Raw genomic sequence first — 17,738 nt, 5'->3', positions numbered from 1 at the left:
GACGGGATCCCCCGCAATACCTCGAAAGGGTGATCCCAGCTGTTCGAGCGACACAGGCGCGACCCACGACAAGGCCCGCTTGGCCCCGGCCACCCAATAGAACATCCGTCCACTATCTGCCCCGGATCTGCCCGTGACAGACCCGTCCGGGGGCCGTTGTTAGAGCACCAGTACCCCTCGTGCGTCCATCTGGAGGACTCCGTGAACCCTGTGCCCGTCCCTGCGAATCCCATCGCCGCATTCGAACGTCCTATGTCGGCTGTCCCGTGCTCCGCACGATCCGGGCGGCAAGTTGACGCCGCCGCCCAGCGCGCAGCACGACCGGATACGAGGTGGGCAGCATGAGTGAGCCCACCGATGCATCACCCGACAACATCCCGGGGCCGCGCACCGCCCCGCTGGAGTCCACACCCTCCTCGTTGCCTCCCGGACCGACGACCGGGCCCGACGCGTCCTCTACAGCCGAGCCGGATGAGCCATCGGAAACGGCTGCCAGGGAGCCTCAGATGCGGTATGTCGATCTGACGGGCAGCCGTGAAGCGGCCGGCCGTTCGATCAGGATGCGCGATATGGCCCGGCGGCTGCCGCAGCTGGTACGCCGGTCACTGGCTCTCGCATGGCGGGTCGACCGCCGAGCGACCATCGGTCTCCTGCTGTGCCAGGCCGTCACCGGCGTGATGCAAGCCCTCGGCCTAGTCGCCATCAGCGGCACCCTGACCGCCCTGCTGACCAGCGGAGACGTCTACCAAAAGCTTCTTCAGGCGTGGCCGTCCGTGGCCCTGCTGGCCGGCACCGCCGGCGTACGCGCCCTTCTGGGGATCACCGTCTCCTGGCTGTCTTCCCGGTTGGGCCCACTGATGTCGCGCGAGGCCGAGCAGATGCTGCTCACCGGCTGCGCCGAGGTGGAGCTGTGCGCCTATGACGACCCCGACTTCAACCACGACCGCGAAGCCGCCGACCGCGGGGCGCAAGTCACCGGGAACCTGATCGACGAGGGGCAGGACCTGATCGCCTCGTCGGCCTCCTTCGTCGCTGGAGCGATCGTGCTGGCCGGCGTGCACTGGATCCTTCTCCCACTTCTGGTCGCGGCCAGCCTGCCGCAGGCCCTGGCCCAGGTCAGCGCCGCACGTGTGCGATACCTGGCGAATCTGCGCAGCAACGGCGACCTGCGGATGCTGTCGATCCTGCGCTGGCACATCTACACCAAGGAGGCCGCCGACCAGATCCGTGCCAGCACCATGGCCGCCTTCCTCTCCGACCGGTATCGGCAGACGGTCGCCCGGATCAACCGCGAGGACCGCGCCGCAGCCGACAAGGGGGCCCGCATGTCCCTGATCGGCGCGCTGTGCGGCGGCGTGGGTTCGGCGGTCGTATGGGCGGCGGTCGTGTGGCTGCTGGCCACCGGCCGCATCAGCGTCGGACACGCCGGGACGGCTGTGTTCGCCTTGCAGACGGTGGGCCAGTCGGTCCGCGGTCTGGTCTCGGTAGGGGCGCGCGCCGTGCGCACGGGCCTATACATGGACGACTGGAGCGGCTTCCTGGACAAGGCCGGAGGGTTCCGCATGCGCCGGGGCACGCATCGCCCGGGGCCGCCGAAGAAGATCGAGATCAAGTCGGTCACACACCGGTACGCGGGCAAGAACCAAGACGCTCTGTCCGACGTGACACTCACCCTTCGCCAGGGCGAGGTCACCGCCCTTGTCGGCTTCAACGGCTCGGGTAAGTCGACGCTGTCGAAATTGATCAGTGGCCTGTACCTGCCCACCGAGGGGCAGGTGCTGTGGGACGGCGTTCCCACCGGCGACTCCGATCCGCAGGCGCTGTGGCAGCAGGTGGCTCTGGTGCCACAGACGTACGCGCGTTGGCCGTTGACGGTGCGGGAGAACATCACCCTCGGGCAGCCCACGGCGCGTGGGGACGCAGCGGTACGCGAGGCGTGTGAGGCCGCTGGCGCCGACGAGGTCGTCGACAAGCTCGGCGCCGGGTTGGACACCCTTCTCGCCCGCGAGTGGCTCAACGGGGAGGAACTGAGCGGGGGCCAGTGGCAGCGCATCGCTCTCGGGCGGGCGTTCTTCCGCCAGGCGGGGCTTTTGGTTCTTGACGAGCCGACCGCGAACCTCGATCCGCTTGCCGAGTACCGGATTTTCCAGCGGCTACGGGGCCTTGCCCGGGACCGGGTGGTACTGCTGGTGACCCACCGCATCACCAGCGTCGCCGTAGCCGACCGGATCGTCGTTCTCGACGAGGGCAGGGTCGTGCAGGAGGGCACCTACGAAGAGCTTGCCGAGCAACCAGGTCTGTTCCGACAGCTGCTGTCGTGCCAGCTCTCCTCGGATGCCCGGGACGATGACGAACAGCGGCAGGCGTCCGCATGAGCACACGCCCGCGGAAGAGCATCGTGCTCACAGACCTGTCCGCCGCCGTGAGCACACAGCACACCGCCATGCTTGCCCGTCCGGATGCCGATGTGCTGACCGGCCCACAGCCATCTGACGCCCCCCTTCTGCGGCGGAAGGGGTTTCTGCTCCGCGGCTGTATCCGGGGCAGCGACCCGGGCGTGGACACTGCGGTGCCTGGGATGCCCGAGCAACAAGATCACGCATCCACGGTCGTGCCGGGCGTGCGCCCGACGGGAGCCGAGGGGGTAGGTCGTGTCCTCCTCGTATGACCGCGTCTCGTCGGCCGGACGGACGTCGCTGTGGCGGCACCAGGACTTCCGTCGGTACCTGACCGGCCAGGCCGCCAGTGTGGCCGGCAGCTCGATCAGCGCGATGGCCCTGCCCGTGCTGGCCGTTCTCGTACTGGATGCCAGCCCTGCCCGGGTTGCCTGGATCACGTTCATGGGCCAACTCCCGCCCGCCCTTCTGGCGCTGCACGCCGGAGCGCTGGCCGACCGGTACTCCAAGCGGAAGCAGATGATCACCGGAGATCTGGTCAGTGCCGCCGCGCTGGCCAGCGTGCCCGCAGCGGCGGCGCTGGACAGGCTGTCCCTGGCTCAGCTCATGGTGGTCGCTGCGGTGCAGGGTGCGGCAGGGGTGCTGCATGATGCCGCAGCGATCAGTCTCCTGCCCGGCTTGGTCGACCGGTCCCTGATCCAACGGAGCAACAGCCGTATCGGCGCCCTGTTCGCCGTCGCCGCCACCGCCGGCAGCAACCTCGGCGCCGCCCTGACCGCGCTCCTCGGACCGGCCCGGGCACTGCTCGGTGACGTCGGCTCCTACCTCGTCAGCGCCTGGTGCACCGCCCGCATCCAGACTCGCGAGACCGCCCGGGCGCGAGCAGGAAGCGACCGTCTGCACATCGAGATCGGTGAGGGCCTGCGGTACGTAAGCCGTGACCACCGGCTGCGCACGCTGACCCTGGTCAACGCGACTACCTCGGCCGCCCTGGCACTCCTCAACACCCTGTGGGCCCTGTACCTGCTCAAGTCCCTTTCGATGAGCCCGACCGCCTTCGGCGTGGTCCTGGGGCTGGGAGCCCTCGGCGCGGCGGCAGGAGCGCTTGCCGCGCCAGCCCTCGCGCGACGGTACGGGCCCGGGCCGATGATGCTCGTCGCGCTCGCGCTCACCCCGCTCACCCAGATCCCGCTGCTGCTCGCTTCCCCAGCCCCGGCCTGGCAGACCGGGATCGGCGCCGCCCTGTTTCTCCAGCTGGCCTGCGCCGCGGCGGCGGGAACCACCCAGCGCTCCATTCGTCAGGTCGTCACCGCCGATGACATGCAGGCCCGCATGCAGGCCGTGAGCACCTGGCTCACCTCAGGCGCCCGGCCGGTGGCCGCCCTGGTCGCTGGCGGCCTCGGGACACGGATCGGCGTACGGCCCACCCTGATCGTCGGCACCTGCCTGCTCCTCGTCCCCCTCATGGTCCTCTACCGCTCCCCACTACGCGGCCTCCGCCAGATGCCCGGAGCCCAGCCCGCCCCCTCCCATCCAGGAGATCCACTCATGCAACCACCCGTCCCCACCCTCTCACCTCCACCCGGCGCCGCCCCCGCCGGCGACGGACAGCGCAATCCCGCGGTGGGCGGAGGTGGTACGGCGTGAGCGCGGAACTGAACGTGATCGGCGGCCACCTGTACCTGGAGCGGGACGGCATGGTGCTGCTCGGGCAGCGGCACCCGGATTCGTCATACGCGGGCGGCCAGTGGCATCTGCTCGCCGGCCATGTGGAACGAGAACCGGCCCGGACCTGCGTGGCACGGGAGGCGATGGAGGAGGCGAAGCTGGTCGTCGCCGAGGAGGACCTCATCCTCGTTCATACGGTGCACCTCCTCGACCACGAGGACGCCGTCCCGCGCGTGGGCTTCTTCTTCCAGGCCAGCCGGTGGGAGGGCGAGCCCCGCGTGCTGGAGCCGGACAAGTGCCTCCGTTGGGCCTGGTGGCCTGTCGACCGCCTGCCGGAGCCGACCGTTCCCTACACCCGAGCAGCCATCGAGGGGATTCGTGCCGGCCGGCTGTATACCGAGATCGGTTGGGAGCGGCAGAAGTGAGCGCCCCGGAAATGGACACGCACCGGCCTGGTCCCGAAGCCGCCCAACAGCCGGACTCCTCTTGCAACCACCGCGCACAGATCCCAGATACACCCGCACCTCCCGGCGCAAGCACTGCAAGGACGGCCGTAGGCCCAACCGGTCAGGAACAAGGAGAGGGTTCTGCATCGAGCACGTCCCAGCGTCCGAGGATGTCCGCTGACCTGCTCGCCGCAACGACCGCCGCCCGCACCGCGATGGTCGACCGCCTCGTCGCCGACGGCGTGCTGACCGACCCGCGTCTGCGCGATGCCCTCCTACGTGTGCGGCGGGAAGTGCTCCTCCCCCACGCGTACGTCCGGGTCAGCGGCCCAGGCGCGGATCCGATCGACTGGCGGCTCCTCGACGGCTCGCACCCCGACGACCAAGCGGAGTGGCTCGACCTCGTCCACAGCGGCGACTCCGTCCTGCTCCAGCGCGACGGCGAGCCGCTGGACGCCCTTCGCCGGGGACCGGTGACCGGCGGCCACATGACCTCCATGAGCACCTACGCCCCTGCCACCATCGAGGTGTTGCAATGCCTCCAACTGGACTGCGGGCAGCGGTTCCTGGACCTTGGTTCGGGTCCGGGGATCTCCCTGGCGCTCGCCGCTGCCATCACGGGCCCTGGCCGTGCCACCGGGGTCGAACGCGATCCGCACATGAGCGTATTCGCCCAGCGGAACCTGGACCGGCTCGGGCTGGAAGCGACGGTCGTCGAAGGTGACGCGCTCAACGGACACGCCACCGGGGCACCGTATGACCGGATCCATTCCGGCATCGGCGTGCCCTGCATCCCGCTGGCCTGGGTGGAGCAGCTCGGCCCCGGCGGAACGCTGCTGACCACGCTCGTGACCAGAACGCCCAGCTGGCCCGGCCAGATGCGCGCCACCCGCACGATGAAGGGCAGGCTTCAGGCGGTGCTGACGGGCCGGCCGCGCGGCCACCGGCCCCTGCTCGGCTACGAGTGGCTCACCGCCGTGAACCACCGTCCCCAGGTCAAGGCCGACCCCGGCCGACCGCGCCCAACCCGGCTCGCGCCGCCCGACGATGACGCCTACGGCTTCTGGATCGCCGCCGCGTACCTGGCACCGGGCTTGATCAGGGATTTCCAGGCCGACACGATGACCATCGTCGCCCCGAAGGAGGATTCCTGGGCGGTGGCCGGCCCCGGCGACGGCACGGTCCGCGTGCACGGGCCGCGTGACGTGTGGGCCGAACTCGAAAACGTCCACGACGCTTGGGAGCGGGCGGGCCGTCCGGACACGTACCGGGTCGATATTCCGGACGGCGGGGGCCCGCAGCGCGTCGCCTCCGGTCCCGGCCGGATGGCCCTCACCTGGACGCTGCCCCCGCTCGCCGCCGTCCCCCACCAGACGTCTCCATCGCTCGGGAGTTGTCCATGACCCAGCAACGGCAACCCGTTCCCCCGCCCGCCGACGGCCCCAGTCGACCGGCCGGGTGGTCCGAGGAATTCCTCCGCCACCGCGACGGCCAGGGCTGCCCCATGTGTGACAACGACTTCGCCGCCGAAGACATCGGCTGGGGCATCCTGCTCCACCAGGGCGAAGTGGCCAACGCCTACCTGTGGCGCTCGGGCCAGGTCCGGGGCTACTGCGTACTCATTCACCGCGGCGCACCGCACGTCGCCGAGCCCACCGACCTCTCAGACGCCCAGGCCGCCGCGTACTGGGCCGACACCCTCACGCTCGGCAAGGCCCTGACGGCGTTCTACCAGCCGATGAAGATGAACTACTCCACCCTCGGCAACGTGGTGCCCCACCTCCACACCCACATCGTTCCCCGCTACGCCGACCACGCCGACCCGGCGCCAGGCGGGCCGCTCCCGTGGACGGCCCTAGATACAAACCGCCAGGACGAAGAACAGCTCCAGGCGGACGCCGCCGCGCTGCGCGCGCTGCTGGAGCAGGCATGACGGGCCGCCCGGAAGAAGAGTCCGGGGACCTGTTCGCCTCTGCTGCGGCCGATTACGCCCGATACCGGCCGGGCATCCCGTCCGAAGCGGTCCGCCTACTCGCCGGCACAGTGAGAGGTGCCGCCCGGCCTGTCGTGCTCGATCTCGGCTCCGGGACCGGGCAGGTTGCAGCTGCGCTGCTCCCCGCTCTTGCGCATGTGGCCCGCCTGGACTTAGTGGATCCGGACGCAGGGATGCTCCGCGAGGCCGCTGAAACCCTCGCCCCGCTCCTAGGTGACTGCCCCGCTGGCTTCCACCGCGTCGGAGCCGAAGACTTCACGCCGCCGTTCGACGGCTACCGAGCAGACCTGGTCACCTGCGCGCGGGCGTTTCACTGGATGCCTCGGCCCGCAGTCCTCTCGATGGCCGACCGCGTCACCGCTCCCGGGGCCAGCATGGCGATCATGGGGGATGGCAGCCTCTGGACCCACCCAACGCAATGGACGACGGAGCTGAAGCGGCTCATCCAGTCCTACCTCGGCCCCGAGCGACGGGCCGGCACCGCTGGGGCGTACACAGAGCCGGTGCGCCGTTACGAGGACGACCTCGCCGAGTCCGCGTTCAGCGACGTCACCGAGCACCGGTTCCCAGTCCGCCGCAGGTGGACACCCGCAGCTGTGGTCGGCTATCTGCGCAGCACGAGCTTCGCCCGCCCGGCGCTCTTCGGCGATCTGCACGCACGGTTCGAGCAGGAGGCTCATTTGCTGCTGGAGGAACACGGACGAAATGAAGGGCTCATTGAGGACGCTGTGTTCACCGTGCTGCTCGCCCGCCGCCCCGGCGGTGACCGGTGAGCGGGGGGCGGCACACCGAGCCGCTGGACGTGCACCTGGTCGCGGTCCGCGATACCGAGGCCGGCACCGAAGTGCTCCTGTCCCGGCGGGCCGGCGACGTCTACGCGACAGGGCTTTGGCACCTCCCATCTGGTCACCTCGACCCCGGAGAGGATGTCGTCACCGCGCTCGTGCGGGAGACCGGAGAGGAGACGGGCGTCCTCGTCGACCCCGCTGATGTCCGCGCGGCCGTCACCGTGCACCACCGTTCCCCCGGCGGGGGCACGCGCGTGGGGTTCTTCTTCGAGGTCCGGCACTGGCGTGGCAGCCCCCGCGTCATGGAGCCGGACCGGTGCGACGCCATGGCCTGGTTCCCGCTCGACGCGCTGCCACAGCCGATGGTGGCCTACTGCCGGGCCGGGCTGGACGCCTACCGGGCCGGAGCCCGGCTCGCCCTGCACTTCCAGGAGCCCGGCGATCCCATCGCCTACGACCCGGCCGTCGACCGGCTGCGCCTCCTCCCCCACGCCGGCCCAGGCAGCACGATGCCCGAGGACGCGGTGCGGGGCTTCGTCGAGCGGGCGGTCGGCCGGATCACCGACTGGACGGATGTCTCCTGGGCACGTAAGGGCAGCCAGGTGTGGCGGGCACGCGATGCCGAGGATGGGGTGTGGTTCGTCAAGACCCACCAGAACGACCGCTTCCACCAGCGCGAGGTGGCCGCCTTCCGCAGCTGGGTCCCCCGTCTGGGCCCGATGGCACCCCGGCTGATGGCCGCCGATGAATCACTACGGGCCGTCGTCCTCACCGCGGTGCCAGGCCGTTCTCTGCACGGCGCCGTCCACCCACCCGAACAAGAGCGACGGATCTTCCACCGCATCGGGCAGCTCGCGGCAACCATCCACCGCAGCGCCCCGGCACTGCCGTCCCTCCCCGACTCCATGCCACTTGAGAAGCTGGAACGGCACCTGGACGGCGCACGCGCCTACCTTGAGCCCGGGGACGAGGCATTCATCCGCGCCACCACAAAGGGGGCAGCAGGTCTGCCGGCACTGGAGAGGGTTCCCACGCACGGCGACTTCCAGCGGCGGAACCTTCGCTGGGAGAAGACGACTGGCACGTTGTACGTGATCGACTTCGAAAGAAGCGAACACGGTCCGGCCGTCAGGGACTTCGTCCGCCTGTCCGACGCCTGGCACGGCCGGCCGGACCTGCACGAGGCCCTGATGACCGGCTACGGCCGCCCCCTGTCCCTCGCCGAAGAAGAGCACCTGGTCGTCCTGTCCGTATTGGATGCCGTCTCCGGCATCCAATACGGCGCCGCCCACGGCGATCCGGAACTCGTCGAGCGAGGCCGCCGCACCCTGGCCCGGCTCCGCGCAACGGACCGTCTTTGACCAGCACACCACACCACCCACCAGCTGAAGAGCAGTTGAGGAGCACGCCCGTGGCGTACGTCGTCCGCGACCAGTGGCAGCAGCACTATGCCGACGGCAAGGGGTTCCGGGAACTCGGTGAGCGCGAGCGGGCCCTGCTCGCCGAGCACGCTCCCGTTCCCGATGGCGGCGGCCGGGCGCTCGATGTGGGCTGCGGCACCGGCAGCCTGGCCGCCTACCTTTCCTCCCTCGGCTACACGGTGGACGCCGTCGACTTCGCCGACAGTGCTCTCGCCCGGGCCCGGGACGAACACGCCGACGTCGAGCGGGTGCGCTGGATCTGCCTGGACATCGAGCGCGACGACCCGGCAGATCTGCACGAGGACGGCTACGACCTGGTCACCATGCGGCTGATGTACCCCTTCCTGCGCGATCGCAGCCGCGTCCTGCACGGGCTCGGTGAACGACTGCGGCCCGGCGGCACGCTTGTGGCCATCACCCCCGTGGTCGAGCACACCCCGGCCGAACGACGGGACATCGCCCTCGACGAGGACGAGGTCCGCCTGCTCGCCGAAGGCTGGGAGACCGTCGAGCGGCTGGAGGCGGACCAGCTCGCTGTCCTGGTCCTGCGCGGCCCGTGCCACACCGGCACCCGGGCGGTGGAGCGACAGCGACCGCCCACCGGTCTGGCTGTGACAGGCGCCCTTGCGGTCGTCACCGACGAGGCCGGCCGGGTCCTGCTCGGCCGCTCGCGCCGGGGCATGTGGGAACTTCCCGGCGGGAAGACCAGTGGTGCGGAGTCCTTCGAAGCGGCGGCGGTTCGGGAACTGGCCGAGGAGACGGGCCTGACCGCCTCGGCCTCGGACGCGCACGTGGTCACGATGCTGGCCGACGACAGCCACGGCGTGCCGCGGCTCACCGCGGTCGTCCGTATCACCGCATGGTCCGGCACCCTCGCCAACCGAGAACGGCAGTTGTTCGACCGGTGGGAGTGGCATGACCTGCACGCCGTGGCCTGCCTCGGTCCCGTGTTCGCTCCAGCCGCGCAGGCCCTGGGCGCGACCTGGCCCGGGGTTATTCCTGGCCTTGCACCGGTCCACTCCTATCCGCTCGCGATCGACCAGCCGCCCGTGCCCGGTGAACCGGCCGAAGCTGTCCGGCTGCGCCAGCAGATGACCCAGACGGTCATCGACGGCGGCTGGGCGCCCTCCGAACCGGTACAGCAGGCGCTGCGCACGGTGCCCCGGCACCGCTTCGTCCCCGAGAAAGCCCTGAAGACCGCGTACGACGGCGGCGACCGGGCCGTCGTCACCCGCCGCGACGAGACGGGGAAGGCGACCAGTTCGGTGTCCGCTGCCTGGCTCCAGGCCGACATGCTCCAAAGCCTGTGCCTGAAGCCGGGAGCGATCGTGTTCGAGGCGGGATCCGGCGGCTACAACGCCGAGCTCATCGCCCATGTGGCCGGCCCCACGGGCAGGGTGGTCACCGGCGACATCGACCCCTACGTCGTACACCGCACCCGGCGGTTGACCACAGAGGCCGGCAGCGGCCGTGTCACCGCGTTCCAGGGCGATGCGGCACTCGGCGCCCCCTCACACCTCGTACCGCGCGGCGGCTTCGACGCAATCGTGATCACCTACAACTCCTGGGACATCTCCCCCTCCTGGCGGGAGCAGGTAGCTGAGGGCGGGCGCCTAGTCCTGCCCCTCGAAATCCACGGATACACCCGGGCGATCGCGTTCGAGCGACGCTGCGAGGTACTGCACGCGCGGAAGTTCACGCACTGCGGATTCCTCCGCGCCCAGGGCGAACACGCCCGCCCTATCCCGGCCGTGGACCTCCTCGACGGCGAGCTGAAGCTCCGATTCGAAGACGGCACCCCCGCCTCGACGAAGGGATTGGAAGAGGCGCTGCGCGGGCCGCGCCACCAGGTCGCCACCGGGGTCACCATGGGGGCGGGCTTCTACTTCGGCTCGCTGCAGCTCTACGCGGCCACCACATTGCCAGGCTTCGTCCGTCTGTCCGCCCACCGGGACAAAGGCACCGGCGTCACCCAGATCGCGAAGGACGGCGATGCGCCGGCGATCCTCGGCGACGCCTCACTGGCCTACCTCATCCACGTCCAGACCCGGCGCGCTGACAGCCCTGCGGAAAAGGAGTGGGAGTGGGTCGTCCATGCCTTCGGACAGCACGGCCCGCAGCTCGCCGAGCAGCTGGCGGCCACGGTGAGAGCCTGGGACCGCGACGTACGCACGAACGACGGCAAGCAAAGCGACCCTGTCCTGACCGTTCACCCGGCTAGCACCCCCGACGGCCAGCTACCCGCCGGGGACGTCCTGGACAAGCCCCACAGCCGCCTCGTGTTCCAGTGGCCGGGCCGTGTGCCTTCACCGTAGACCCGGCCGGACGAAAGACGTGGGGCTGGCGCTGAAGCGCGCCGGACCGGGACGGCCTGCTATGTCCGGCATACGTGAGCCCGACGGAACCCCGGCTCACGGGCGTCGAGTCCCACCCCTCATCTATCCCTGCACCTGCTAGAAGCCTCCACGACCCTGCCGTCCGCATCCCGTTTCCTCGAGGAGATCCATGGCCGAGACGACCCGCCTCTCCGAACAAGCCGAGCGCGAAATCTGCAACACCACACGCGGTCCTTCCGGTGACCCGGTGCTGATGCACACACCGTCCCGCCTGGTGTCCGACAGCCAGCAAGCCGACGGATCCGAAGCCACCGAACAGGCTGTCACCCTCTTGGCCCCAGAGATCCGAACCGGCCGATGCCAGTGCGGTGACATCTCATACGAGGTAAGCGGCCTCCCGGATGATCCCCATCTGTGTTCATGTCCTCATGAAACCCGGATCTCCGGCGGTCCAGCCGTACTCTGGGTCGGCTTCCACAAGAACGGGCTGGCCTGGACAGGCCCCGGCGGTGAACCGACCTGGTACGCGACATGGCCAGACCTTCGCCGCGGGTTCTGCCCCCGCTGCGGCACCCACCTGATCTCCGTCGCTGACTCCACGGACATGATCATGGTGACCGGCTTCAGTCTCGACCTCCCCCACCAACGCGGTATCGAGCCCGTTGGGCATTCCTTCCGAGAGAACGCCGTTCCGTGGATGAAGATCACTCTCGCCCCAGAACCGCCCCGGTCCGCGGCCACGCTACCGTCCGGTTCATCACTAGCCCGCACGCCGGGCGGCTGATGTCCGTCGCCGGGCTGCCGAAGCCGGCCCAGGCGTGCCGGTCGTCCGCTGGCGGACGCCGATCGGCAGCACGGTCCACACCCCTGCGGCCAACGCGACTCACCAACGTGGCCATCGGCAACCGGATCGGCGTCCTGGACGAAGGACGGATCACCCAGGAGAGCACCTACGACCAACTCACCCAGGAACCGAGGCTGTTCCAGTCCTAGTGGGAGCTGCAGCGACGGAGCGGCGGCGCCGCCTGATCCACGCTCCCCCGTCCGCGCCATGACACGCCCGCCCACCGTCCTGAAAGGCAGAGCCACGTGGCCTCCCCCGCTTCTCCTTCGGATCGCGTTGCACCCCGGGCTGCCCTCTCGGCAGCGCAGTACGCCGTGTCCTCCCGGCATGCGGTGTGGCTCGGCGCCGCCGCGATCGTCACCGACCAGGTCGGCCGCGTCCTGCTGGTACACCCCACCTACCATGAGGACGACCGGTGGCTCTTGCCCGGAGGGATCGTTGAACCCGGCGAACACCCGCACGACGCCTGCCGACGCGAGATCACCGAAGAACTGGGTCTGCCGAACCTGCCCCTGGCGAGCGTGCTCGCCGTCCACTCCCTCTCGTCACACCACGCCGCCATCCGGCGCGGCATCCCATGCCCCGGAGAGATCCGCTACGTCTTCGACGGCGGAACCCTCACCCCTGACCAGGCGAAGGCGATCCGCCTGCCGCGCGAGGAACTATCCGAGTACGCCTTCCTCGAAACGCGGGACGCGATGCAGCGGCTGCGCCCCGTGGACGGGCAGATCATGCTCGCCGCCTACCGTGCCCGCCTCGGGAACACCGCCACCGCCCACCTCGCCGACGGCCGGCACATCCTCGATATCCCACCCCTGGACCGCCATGACGTCCACGTCCGCTACCGGCCCCTGTGGGACAGCCCCCTCAACCGTGACCCTGTCCCTGAACGGCTCCCCGTGCAGCAAGCCTGGGCGTGGTGCTTCGTGCCCGACGGCCGGGTCGTCCTCGTCGCCGACCCAAGCCCCCGGGGCGCGCTGCCCATGCTGCCAGGCGGCACTGTGGAAAGGACCGACACGACACCCGAGGACACCCTCCACCGCGAAGCCGCCGAGGAAGCCCAGCTCACCCTGACCGACCCGGTGCGACTGGGCTGGGTGCTGGACGAGACCGGCGAGGTCTACGGCGGAGTGGGCCCCAACGCCCGGCTCCGCCTAGCCGCCCGGGTCACCGATATCGGGCCGGCGACCGTCGACCCCGCCACCGGCCACCCCTTCGCACGCCTGCTCGCAACCCCCGCCCAGGCAGCTGCCCTTCTGGGATGGGGGCCGCCAGGAGCGCGGCAAGCCCGACTCGCCGCTGAGACAGCCCGAGAGCGTTGGGGCCTGCCCACCGCTCGCCCCACCGCAATCGACGAAGTCCCTGCGGAGGGGATGCGGCTGAGCTGACACGAGCGACCGCCCTTTTCAACTCTGGACCAGCCAGACCATCGATCGGAGGCACGCGTGCCTGACGACACCCAACAGGCGATCTCATCTGTCCCGAGCCCGGCGACAGGAGGTGGACCGCGGGAGCACCACATGCACCTGCTCCCGCGGTACTACCGTCAAGTAGAGGCAGGGCGCAAGACGATCGAAGTGAGGGCGGCCACCCCGCAGAAGCGCGCCGTTGCCGTCGGTGACACGGTCGTCTTCCACGACCGCGACACAGGCCGGGAGCTCGACGTCATCGTGCAACGGATCACCCCGTACCCCTCCTTCGAGGATCTGCTCAGTTCAGAGGACCTTCGGCGCATCGACCCGAACGGGCCGCCCGGAGAACTGCTCGCCAACCTGCGCAGCATCTACCCGCCAGCCAAGGAGGGCCTCGGCGTCCTCGCCTTCGCATTCGACCACCGCCCTGCACGGCCAGGCCGACCGATGCCGATGACGCCCGCGCAGTACGCGCAGACCGTCCCCCACCATACGGTGTACGGCTGCCTGTACATCCGCGACGAACACGACCGGCCGGTTCAACTGCGCTCGGTCTACGGCTCGCGCCTCTGGCAGTTCCCGGGCGGCAACCTGGACGCCCAAGGAGAGGACCCGCTGCAAACCGCTCGCCGCGAAGCGGTCGAAGAGACTGGCCTCGAACTGGGCCTGGATACGCCGAAGCTACTCCTGACGCACTTCCTGCACGCCGGGCCCCGCCTGCCGCTGAACAAGGTAGGGCTCATCTTCGACGGAGGCCGGCTCACCGCAGAGCAGCTCGGTCGGATCCGACTCGATCCCGCCGAGCACGACATGTGGGCCGTGCACGACCTCGCCACCTGGCAGGGCCTGATGGCGCCGCGCGCCTTCGCTCGCCTCGACGCCATCGAACGGGCCCGTCGTGGCGAAGGCCCCGCCTACCTCACCACGCACACCTGATCCCGAGCGCACCCACCCAGCCGGACGAAAGCGTCGGCGACTGGGCTTGGCACCCGCTCGATCAGCTCCCCGACAGCCTGTTCGTGTGCAGCGCCCAGATCCTCACCGCATGGCGGCCCGACTTGGCCATCGACCACTCACCAGCGCACTCCACGCGTTTCGCATCCGGACCAGCGGCCATGCCGGGCGACGGCCTGGCCTGACCGCCAGCACCCTCGTACGCCTGCGGCACCGCTCATCTTTTACTGTCGAAGGAGACGTAGTTGAAGATCGTGCTGATGTCCGACCCTCGGGTCGCCGCCATCCCTGTTCAGGACTGCGGCGAGGAACTCATCGACATACGGGCGTCCGGCCTGTTCCTCGTCGATCAACGCAAGCAGGACCCCGACGGCCACTTCGCGCACCTGCGGCACGGGCTCATCGAGCGCCTGGAACACGCCCAGCGACTGCTTCCCACTGAGTTCCGCCTGCTCGTCGTCGAGGGGTACCGGCCTCCGGCGCTCCAGCGGGCGTACTTCGAGGAGTACGCGACCGAGCTGCGTCGCGGAAACCCCGACTGGAGCGACAGCCGCGTCCACGAGGCCGCAAGCCGCTACGTCTCCCCACCGGAGATCGCGCCGCACAGCGCCGGCGCGGCCGTCGACCTGACCCTCGCGGCCTCGGACGGCCAGGAGGTCGACATGGGGACGAGGATGAACGCCTCCCCAGAGGAAAGCGACGGCGCCTGCTACACCCGCGCGAACTCGATCAGCGGCGCTGCCCGGGCCCATCGCGACACGCTCTGCCGCGTCATGTCAGCCGCCGGTTTTGTGAACTATCCAACGGAGTGGTGGCATTTCAGCTATGGAGACCGATACTGGGCCCTCCACACCGGCCAGGCAGCCGCGGTCTACGGACCACGCGACCGCACGTAAGCAGCAGCTATCAGCAGTACCGCGAGGGAGCGCGACATCGTGAGCAAGCCGACCGCCGTCCTGCTCATCGGGATCACCGGCTCCGGCAAGACGCACCTTGCACAGGCCCTCGCCGCGACGGGCCTTGTCCGCCTCAGCGTTGACGAGGAGGTCCACCGCCTCCACGGCCGGTATGGGGTCGACTACCCCGAGCACGGGTATTTCGAGCGCGAGGCTCCTGCGGTCGAGACGGTACGTGCGCAGCTCACGGAGCACCTGCGCGCGGGCCGTGCCGTCGTCCTCGACCACGGCCTGTGGCGTCGTTCCGATCGCGAGGAATGGAAGAAGACAGTCCGGGCCGCGGGCGCACTCCCGCTGCTCGTCTACCTGCCGGCCTCCAGGGAGGAGCTCCTGCGGCGCCTCGCCGCGCGCAACCAGCGCAAGGACGCCAATGCCTTGAACGTGACTTCCGAAGCCTTGGACGACTTCTTCGCTCGGTTCGAACCGCCTACCGACGATGAAGGTGCCGTCATCACCTACAACGGCGACGCAGAGGTCATCCGCTCCATGATCCGATGACGCCCCCGGCCGTCCCGCCGAGCAGAGGCGCCAGGTGCTCGGCCATCACGAGCAAGGACCGCTCCGAATAGGCCGGTCCTACCAGCTGCACACCGATCGGGAGGCCATCGGCGCTACGCGCAGCAGGCATGACCAGGCTGGGCAGACCGACGTGGCTGGTCAGATTGGCCCAGCCGGTCTGGTCGAAGAAGCTCCGCTCAACGCCGTCGACCACGAGAGAGCGGCTCCCGGCCGGGATCGCCGCCGTAGGAGCGGCGGGCGTAATGAGGACGTCGTGCTGGGCGTCGGCGAAGAACCGGTGCCACGTCTGCCGGAGGCGGTGGCGCTCCTCGTTGGCGCGGAGCCAGACACGGTGTGTCTGCGTTCGGTGGCGGAGGAAGGCGGCTCGAGGGCTCGCATCGTCCGTGTGCAGGTCACGGGCAGCGGCGAGTTCGGCGGCGCCGGCGTCGTCGTCGGTGGCTGCGGTCGTGGTGGCGTAAAGGAGCTGCTCGAAGAGGCGCAGAGAGTCAGCGAAGCCGACCGGCCCCGTGGTGTGGCGGACACTCGCGCCGGCGGAGGTCAGCGTCCGTTCGACGGCGGCGAGAGCATCGGCGGTGTTGCGGTCGACTGAGCAGCTCGCGTCGTCGGCCCACACTGCCACGCGGAGCTGGCCGATCTCGCGTTGCGCCGTGGGCAGCGTGACGCTCCAGGGGTTGTTCTCGTCGGGTGACGGTGTCGTCAGTGCGGCGAGGAGCAGGTCGAGGTCTCGGGGGTGCCGGGCCAGGGGGCCGGGGGTGACCATGTCGCTGCTGGTGATCCACCCCGGCGGGCGAGGGACGTGGCCGCGGGCTGGGATGAGTCCCTGCGTGGGGCGCAGGCCGTAGACACCGCAGTAGTGGGCGGGGAGCCGCAGGGAGCCGGCGAGGTCGCTGCCGAGGTCGGCGGGGGTCAGACGGGCGGCGACTGCTGCGGCGGGGCCGCCGGAGGAGCCGCCGGTAGTGCGCTTGGGATCATGCGGGTTAAGCGTGGGGCCGAACAGGACGTTGTCGGTGTGCAGGTCTTGGCAGTACGCCGGGGTATTGGTCTTGCCCATGATGACGGCGCCTTGGTGGCGGAGCCGGGCGACGGCGTCGGCGTCGTGTGCGGGAACGTGATCGGCGAGGTCCTCGGCACCGCTGGTGGTGCGCAGGCCGGCCGTCTCGAAGCTGTCCTTGATCGTGAGGGGAAGGCCGTCGAGGATGCCGGTGCTCTCGTTGCGGGCGCGGCGTTCGTCGGCTGCGTGTGCGACGGCTCGGGCCGTGCTGTCGTCGCGGGTGACGACGGCGTTGATCTGGCTGGCGTCGATCTGCGCCAGGTGGAGGTCGAGCAGTTCGCGGCTGGAGATCTCGCGGCGATCCAGGGCCTGGAGCTGGACGTGGGCGGGCTGGTGGGTGAGGTCGGTCGTCATGCAGAGACCTGCTCAAGGTGGGGGGCTCGTGCGGGCTGGCGGGGCAGGTGGCGCGCGACGTCGAGGAGAGCGTCGATGTCGTCCATGGGCCTGCTGGTCTGGCGTTCGGAGTCGGCGAACTCGGTGAGCTGGTCGGTCTCCGGGCGGGTACCGGCTGCCCGGGCGGCGATTCCGGCGAGGATCTGGTCGGCGGTGACGGCCGCGGACAGCTCTTGTCCGTGAAGCCCTCGGGCCCGGTGGCGGGCTTCGCTGGCTTCGCGGACTGCGGCATCAAGGTACTGACGGATCACGAACCGTCCGTCTCTGATCTCGACTGCTCGGCGGTAGAGCCGGATCGAGATGCTGCGGAAGCGGCGCCTCTGGGCCGGGTCGACTCGGTCGATCGGCAGTGCGATCTCGGGCGCCTCGCTGTAGAACGCCAGCCACAGGGGGCGTAGGCCGTAGTAGCTGCGGTATTCCTTGATCCGGTACTGGAGGCTCTGAGCCTGATCGTTGATGGTGGGCACTAGGAGCGTGGGTCAGTAACGGGCAATTGGCCGGTCGGTCGTGATCGGTGTGATTGATTGCGGTCGGGCGGCGGGCCCGGGGTCCCGACCTGCC

15 protein-coding genes and 2 pseudogenes are annotated in these 17,738 nt (G+C 69.9%); 15 read left to right on the top strand and 2 right to left on the bottom strand.

Annotation, left to right across the window (positions count from 1 at the left end):
* Positions 1-506 precede the first annotated feature (506 nt).
* The 15 genes and pseudogenes from ACFY4A_RS35170 to ACFY4A_RS35100 all read left to right on the top strand — a co-directional run bounded on the left by ACFY4A_RS35170 (position 507) and on the right by ACFY4A_RS35100 (position 15,712).
* Positions 507-2,375 (top strand): ABC transporter ATP-binding protein, encoded by a 1,869-nt coding sequence (locus tag ACFY4A_RS35170; protein ID WP_390833376.1) that lies wholly within the window; start codon positions 507-509, stop codon positions 2,373-2,375.
* A gap of 276 nt (positions 2,376-2,651) precedes the next feature.
* Positions 2,652-4,043, top strand: coding sequence for an MFS transporter (locus ACFY4A_RS35165; RefSeq protein ID WP_390833375.1), 1,392 nt, complete (start codon positions 2,652-2,654; stop codon positions 4,041-4,043).
* Entirely contained in the window at positions 4,040-4,489 is a 450-nt protein-coding gene (locus tag ACFY4A_RS35160) for an NUDIX domain-containing protein (RefSeq protein ID WP_390833374.1), read from the top strand. The genes ACFY4A_RS35165 and ACFY4A_RS35160 overlap by 4 nt, the downstream gene beginning before the upstream one ends.
* 191 nt (positions 4,490-4,680) lie before the next feature.
* Positions 4,681-5,913, top strand: a complete 1,233-nt coding sequence (locus ACFY4A_RS35155; protein ID WP_390833373.1) for a methyltransferase domain-containing protein — start codon at positions 4,681-4,683, stop codon at positions 5,911-5,913.
* A 101-nt stretch (positions 5,914-6,014) separates the two neighbouring features.
* A complete protein-coding gene (locus ACFY4A_RS35150; RefSeq protein WP_390833372.1) occupies positions 6,015-6,443 on the top strand; it encodes an HIT family protein in 429 nt (142 codons plus the stop codon).
* Positions 6,440-6,871 (top strand): annotated as a pseudogene (locus ACFY4A_RS35145) (class I SAM-dependent methyltransferase); the annotation flags it as partial. The gene ACFY4A_RS35150 and the pseudogene ACFY4A_RS35145, both read left to right, overlap by 4 nt.
* Before the next feature lie 15 nt (positions 6,872-6,886).
* Positions 6,887-7,276: a hypothetical protein gene (locus ACFY4A_RS35140; RefSeq protein WP_390833408.1), complete on the top strand. Its 390-nt coding sequence runs from the start codon at positions 6,887-6,889 to the stop codon at positions 7,274-7,276.
* On the top strand, positions 7,273-8,652 hold the full coding sequence (locus ACFY4A_RS35135) for a phosphotransferase (protein WP_390833371.1): 1,380 nt from the start codon (positions 7,273-7,275) through the stop codon (positions 8,650-8,652). Before ACFY4A_RS35140 ends, ACFY4A_RS35135 begins: the two co-directional genes overlap by 4 nt.
* A gap of 50 nt (positions 8,653-8,702) precedes the next feature.
* Positions 8,703-11,027, top strand: coding sequence for a methyltransferase, FxLD system (fxlM, locus tag ACFY4A_RS35130; RefSeq protein ID WP_390833370.1), 2,325 nt, complete (start codon positions 8,703-8,705; stop codon positions 11,025-11,027).
* A gap of 190 nt (positions 11,028-11,217) precedes the next feature.
* On the top strand, positions 11,218-11,832 hold the full coding sequence (locus tag ACFY4A_RS35125; protein WP_390833369.1) for a GFA family protein: 615 nt from the start codon (positions 11,218-11,220) through the stop codon (positions 11,830-11,832).
* A 374-nt stretch (positions 11,833-12,206) separates the two neighbouring features.
* Positions 12,207-13,280: an NUDIX hydrolase gene (locus ACFY4A_RS35120; RefSeq protein WP_254586648.1), complete on the top strand. Its 1,074-nt coding sequence runs from the start codon at positions 12,207-12,209 to the stop codon at positions 13,278-13,280.
* Positions 13,281-13,412: 132 nt separating this feature from the next.
* Entirely contained in the window at positions 13,413-14,240 is an 828-nt protein-coding gene (locus ACFY4A_RS35115) for an NUDIX domain-containing protein (protein ID WP_390833368.1), read from the top strand.
* A 14-nt stretch (positions 14,241-14,254) separates the two neighbouring features.
* Positions 14,255-14,443 (top strand): annotated as a pseudogene (locus ACFY4A_RS35110) (NUDIX hydrolase); the annotation flags it as partial.
* Between the two features lie 75 nt (positions 14,444-14,518).
* Positions 14,519-15,154, top strand: coding sequence for a M15 family metallopeptidase (locus ACFY4A_RS35105; protein WP_254586655.1), 636 nt, complete (start codon positions 14,519-14,521; stop codon positions 15,152-15,154).
* 39 nt (positions 15,155-15,193) lie between these two features.
* Positions 15,194-15,712 (top strand): ATP-binding protein, encoded by a 519-nt coding sequence (locus ACFY4A_RS35100; protein WP_055493681.1) that lies wholly within the window; start codon positions 15,194-15,196, stop codon positions 15,710-15,712.
* On the opposite strand, the gene ACFY4A_RS35095 is transcribed toward ACFY4A_RS35100, so the two are convergent.
* Both ACFY4A_RS35095 and ACFY4A_RS35090 read right to left on the bottom strand, forming a co-directional pair.
* Positions 15,690-17,138: an amidase family protein gene (locus ACFY4A_RS35095; protein ID WP_390833367.1), complete on the bottom strand. Its 1,449-nt coding sequence runs from the start codon at positions 17,136-17,138 to the stop codon at positions 15,690-15,692. The two genes, ACFY4A_RS35100 and ACFY4A_RS35095, sit on opposite strands and share 23 nt — an antisense overlap.
* Positions 17,135-17,644, bottom strand: a complete 510-nt coding sequence (locus tag ACFY4A_RS35090) for a DUF6545 domain-containing protein (RefSeq protein ID WP_390833366.1) — start codon at positions 17,642-17,644, stop codon at positions 17,135-17,137. Before ACFY4A_RS35090 ends, ACFY4A_RS35095 begins: the two co-directional genes overlap by 4 nt.
* Between the last annotated feature and the right edge of the window lie 94 nt (positions 17,645-17,738).

The sequence above is a fragment of the Streptomyces sp. NPDC001292 genome (genome assembly GCF_042896465.1).
Lineage (GTDB): Bacteria > Actinomycetota > Actinomycetes > Streptomycetales > Streptomycetaceae > Streptomyces.
The sequence above is the reverse complement of the archived record's forward strand: the minus strand, read 5'-3'. Positions and strand labels throughout refer to the sequence as shown.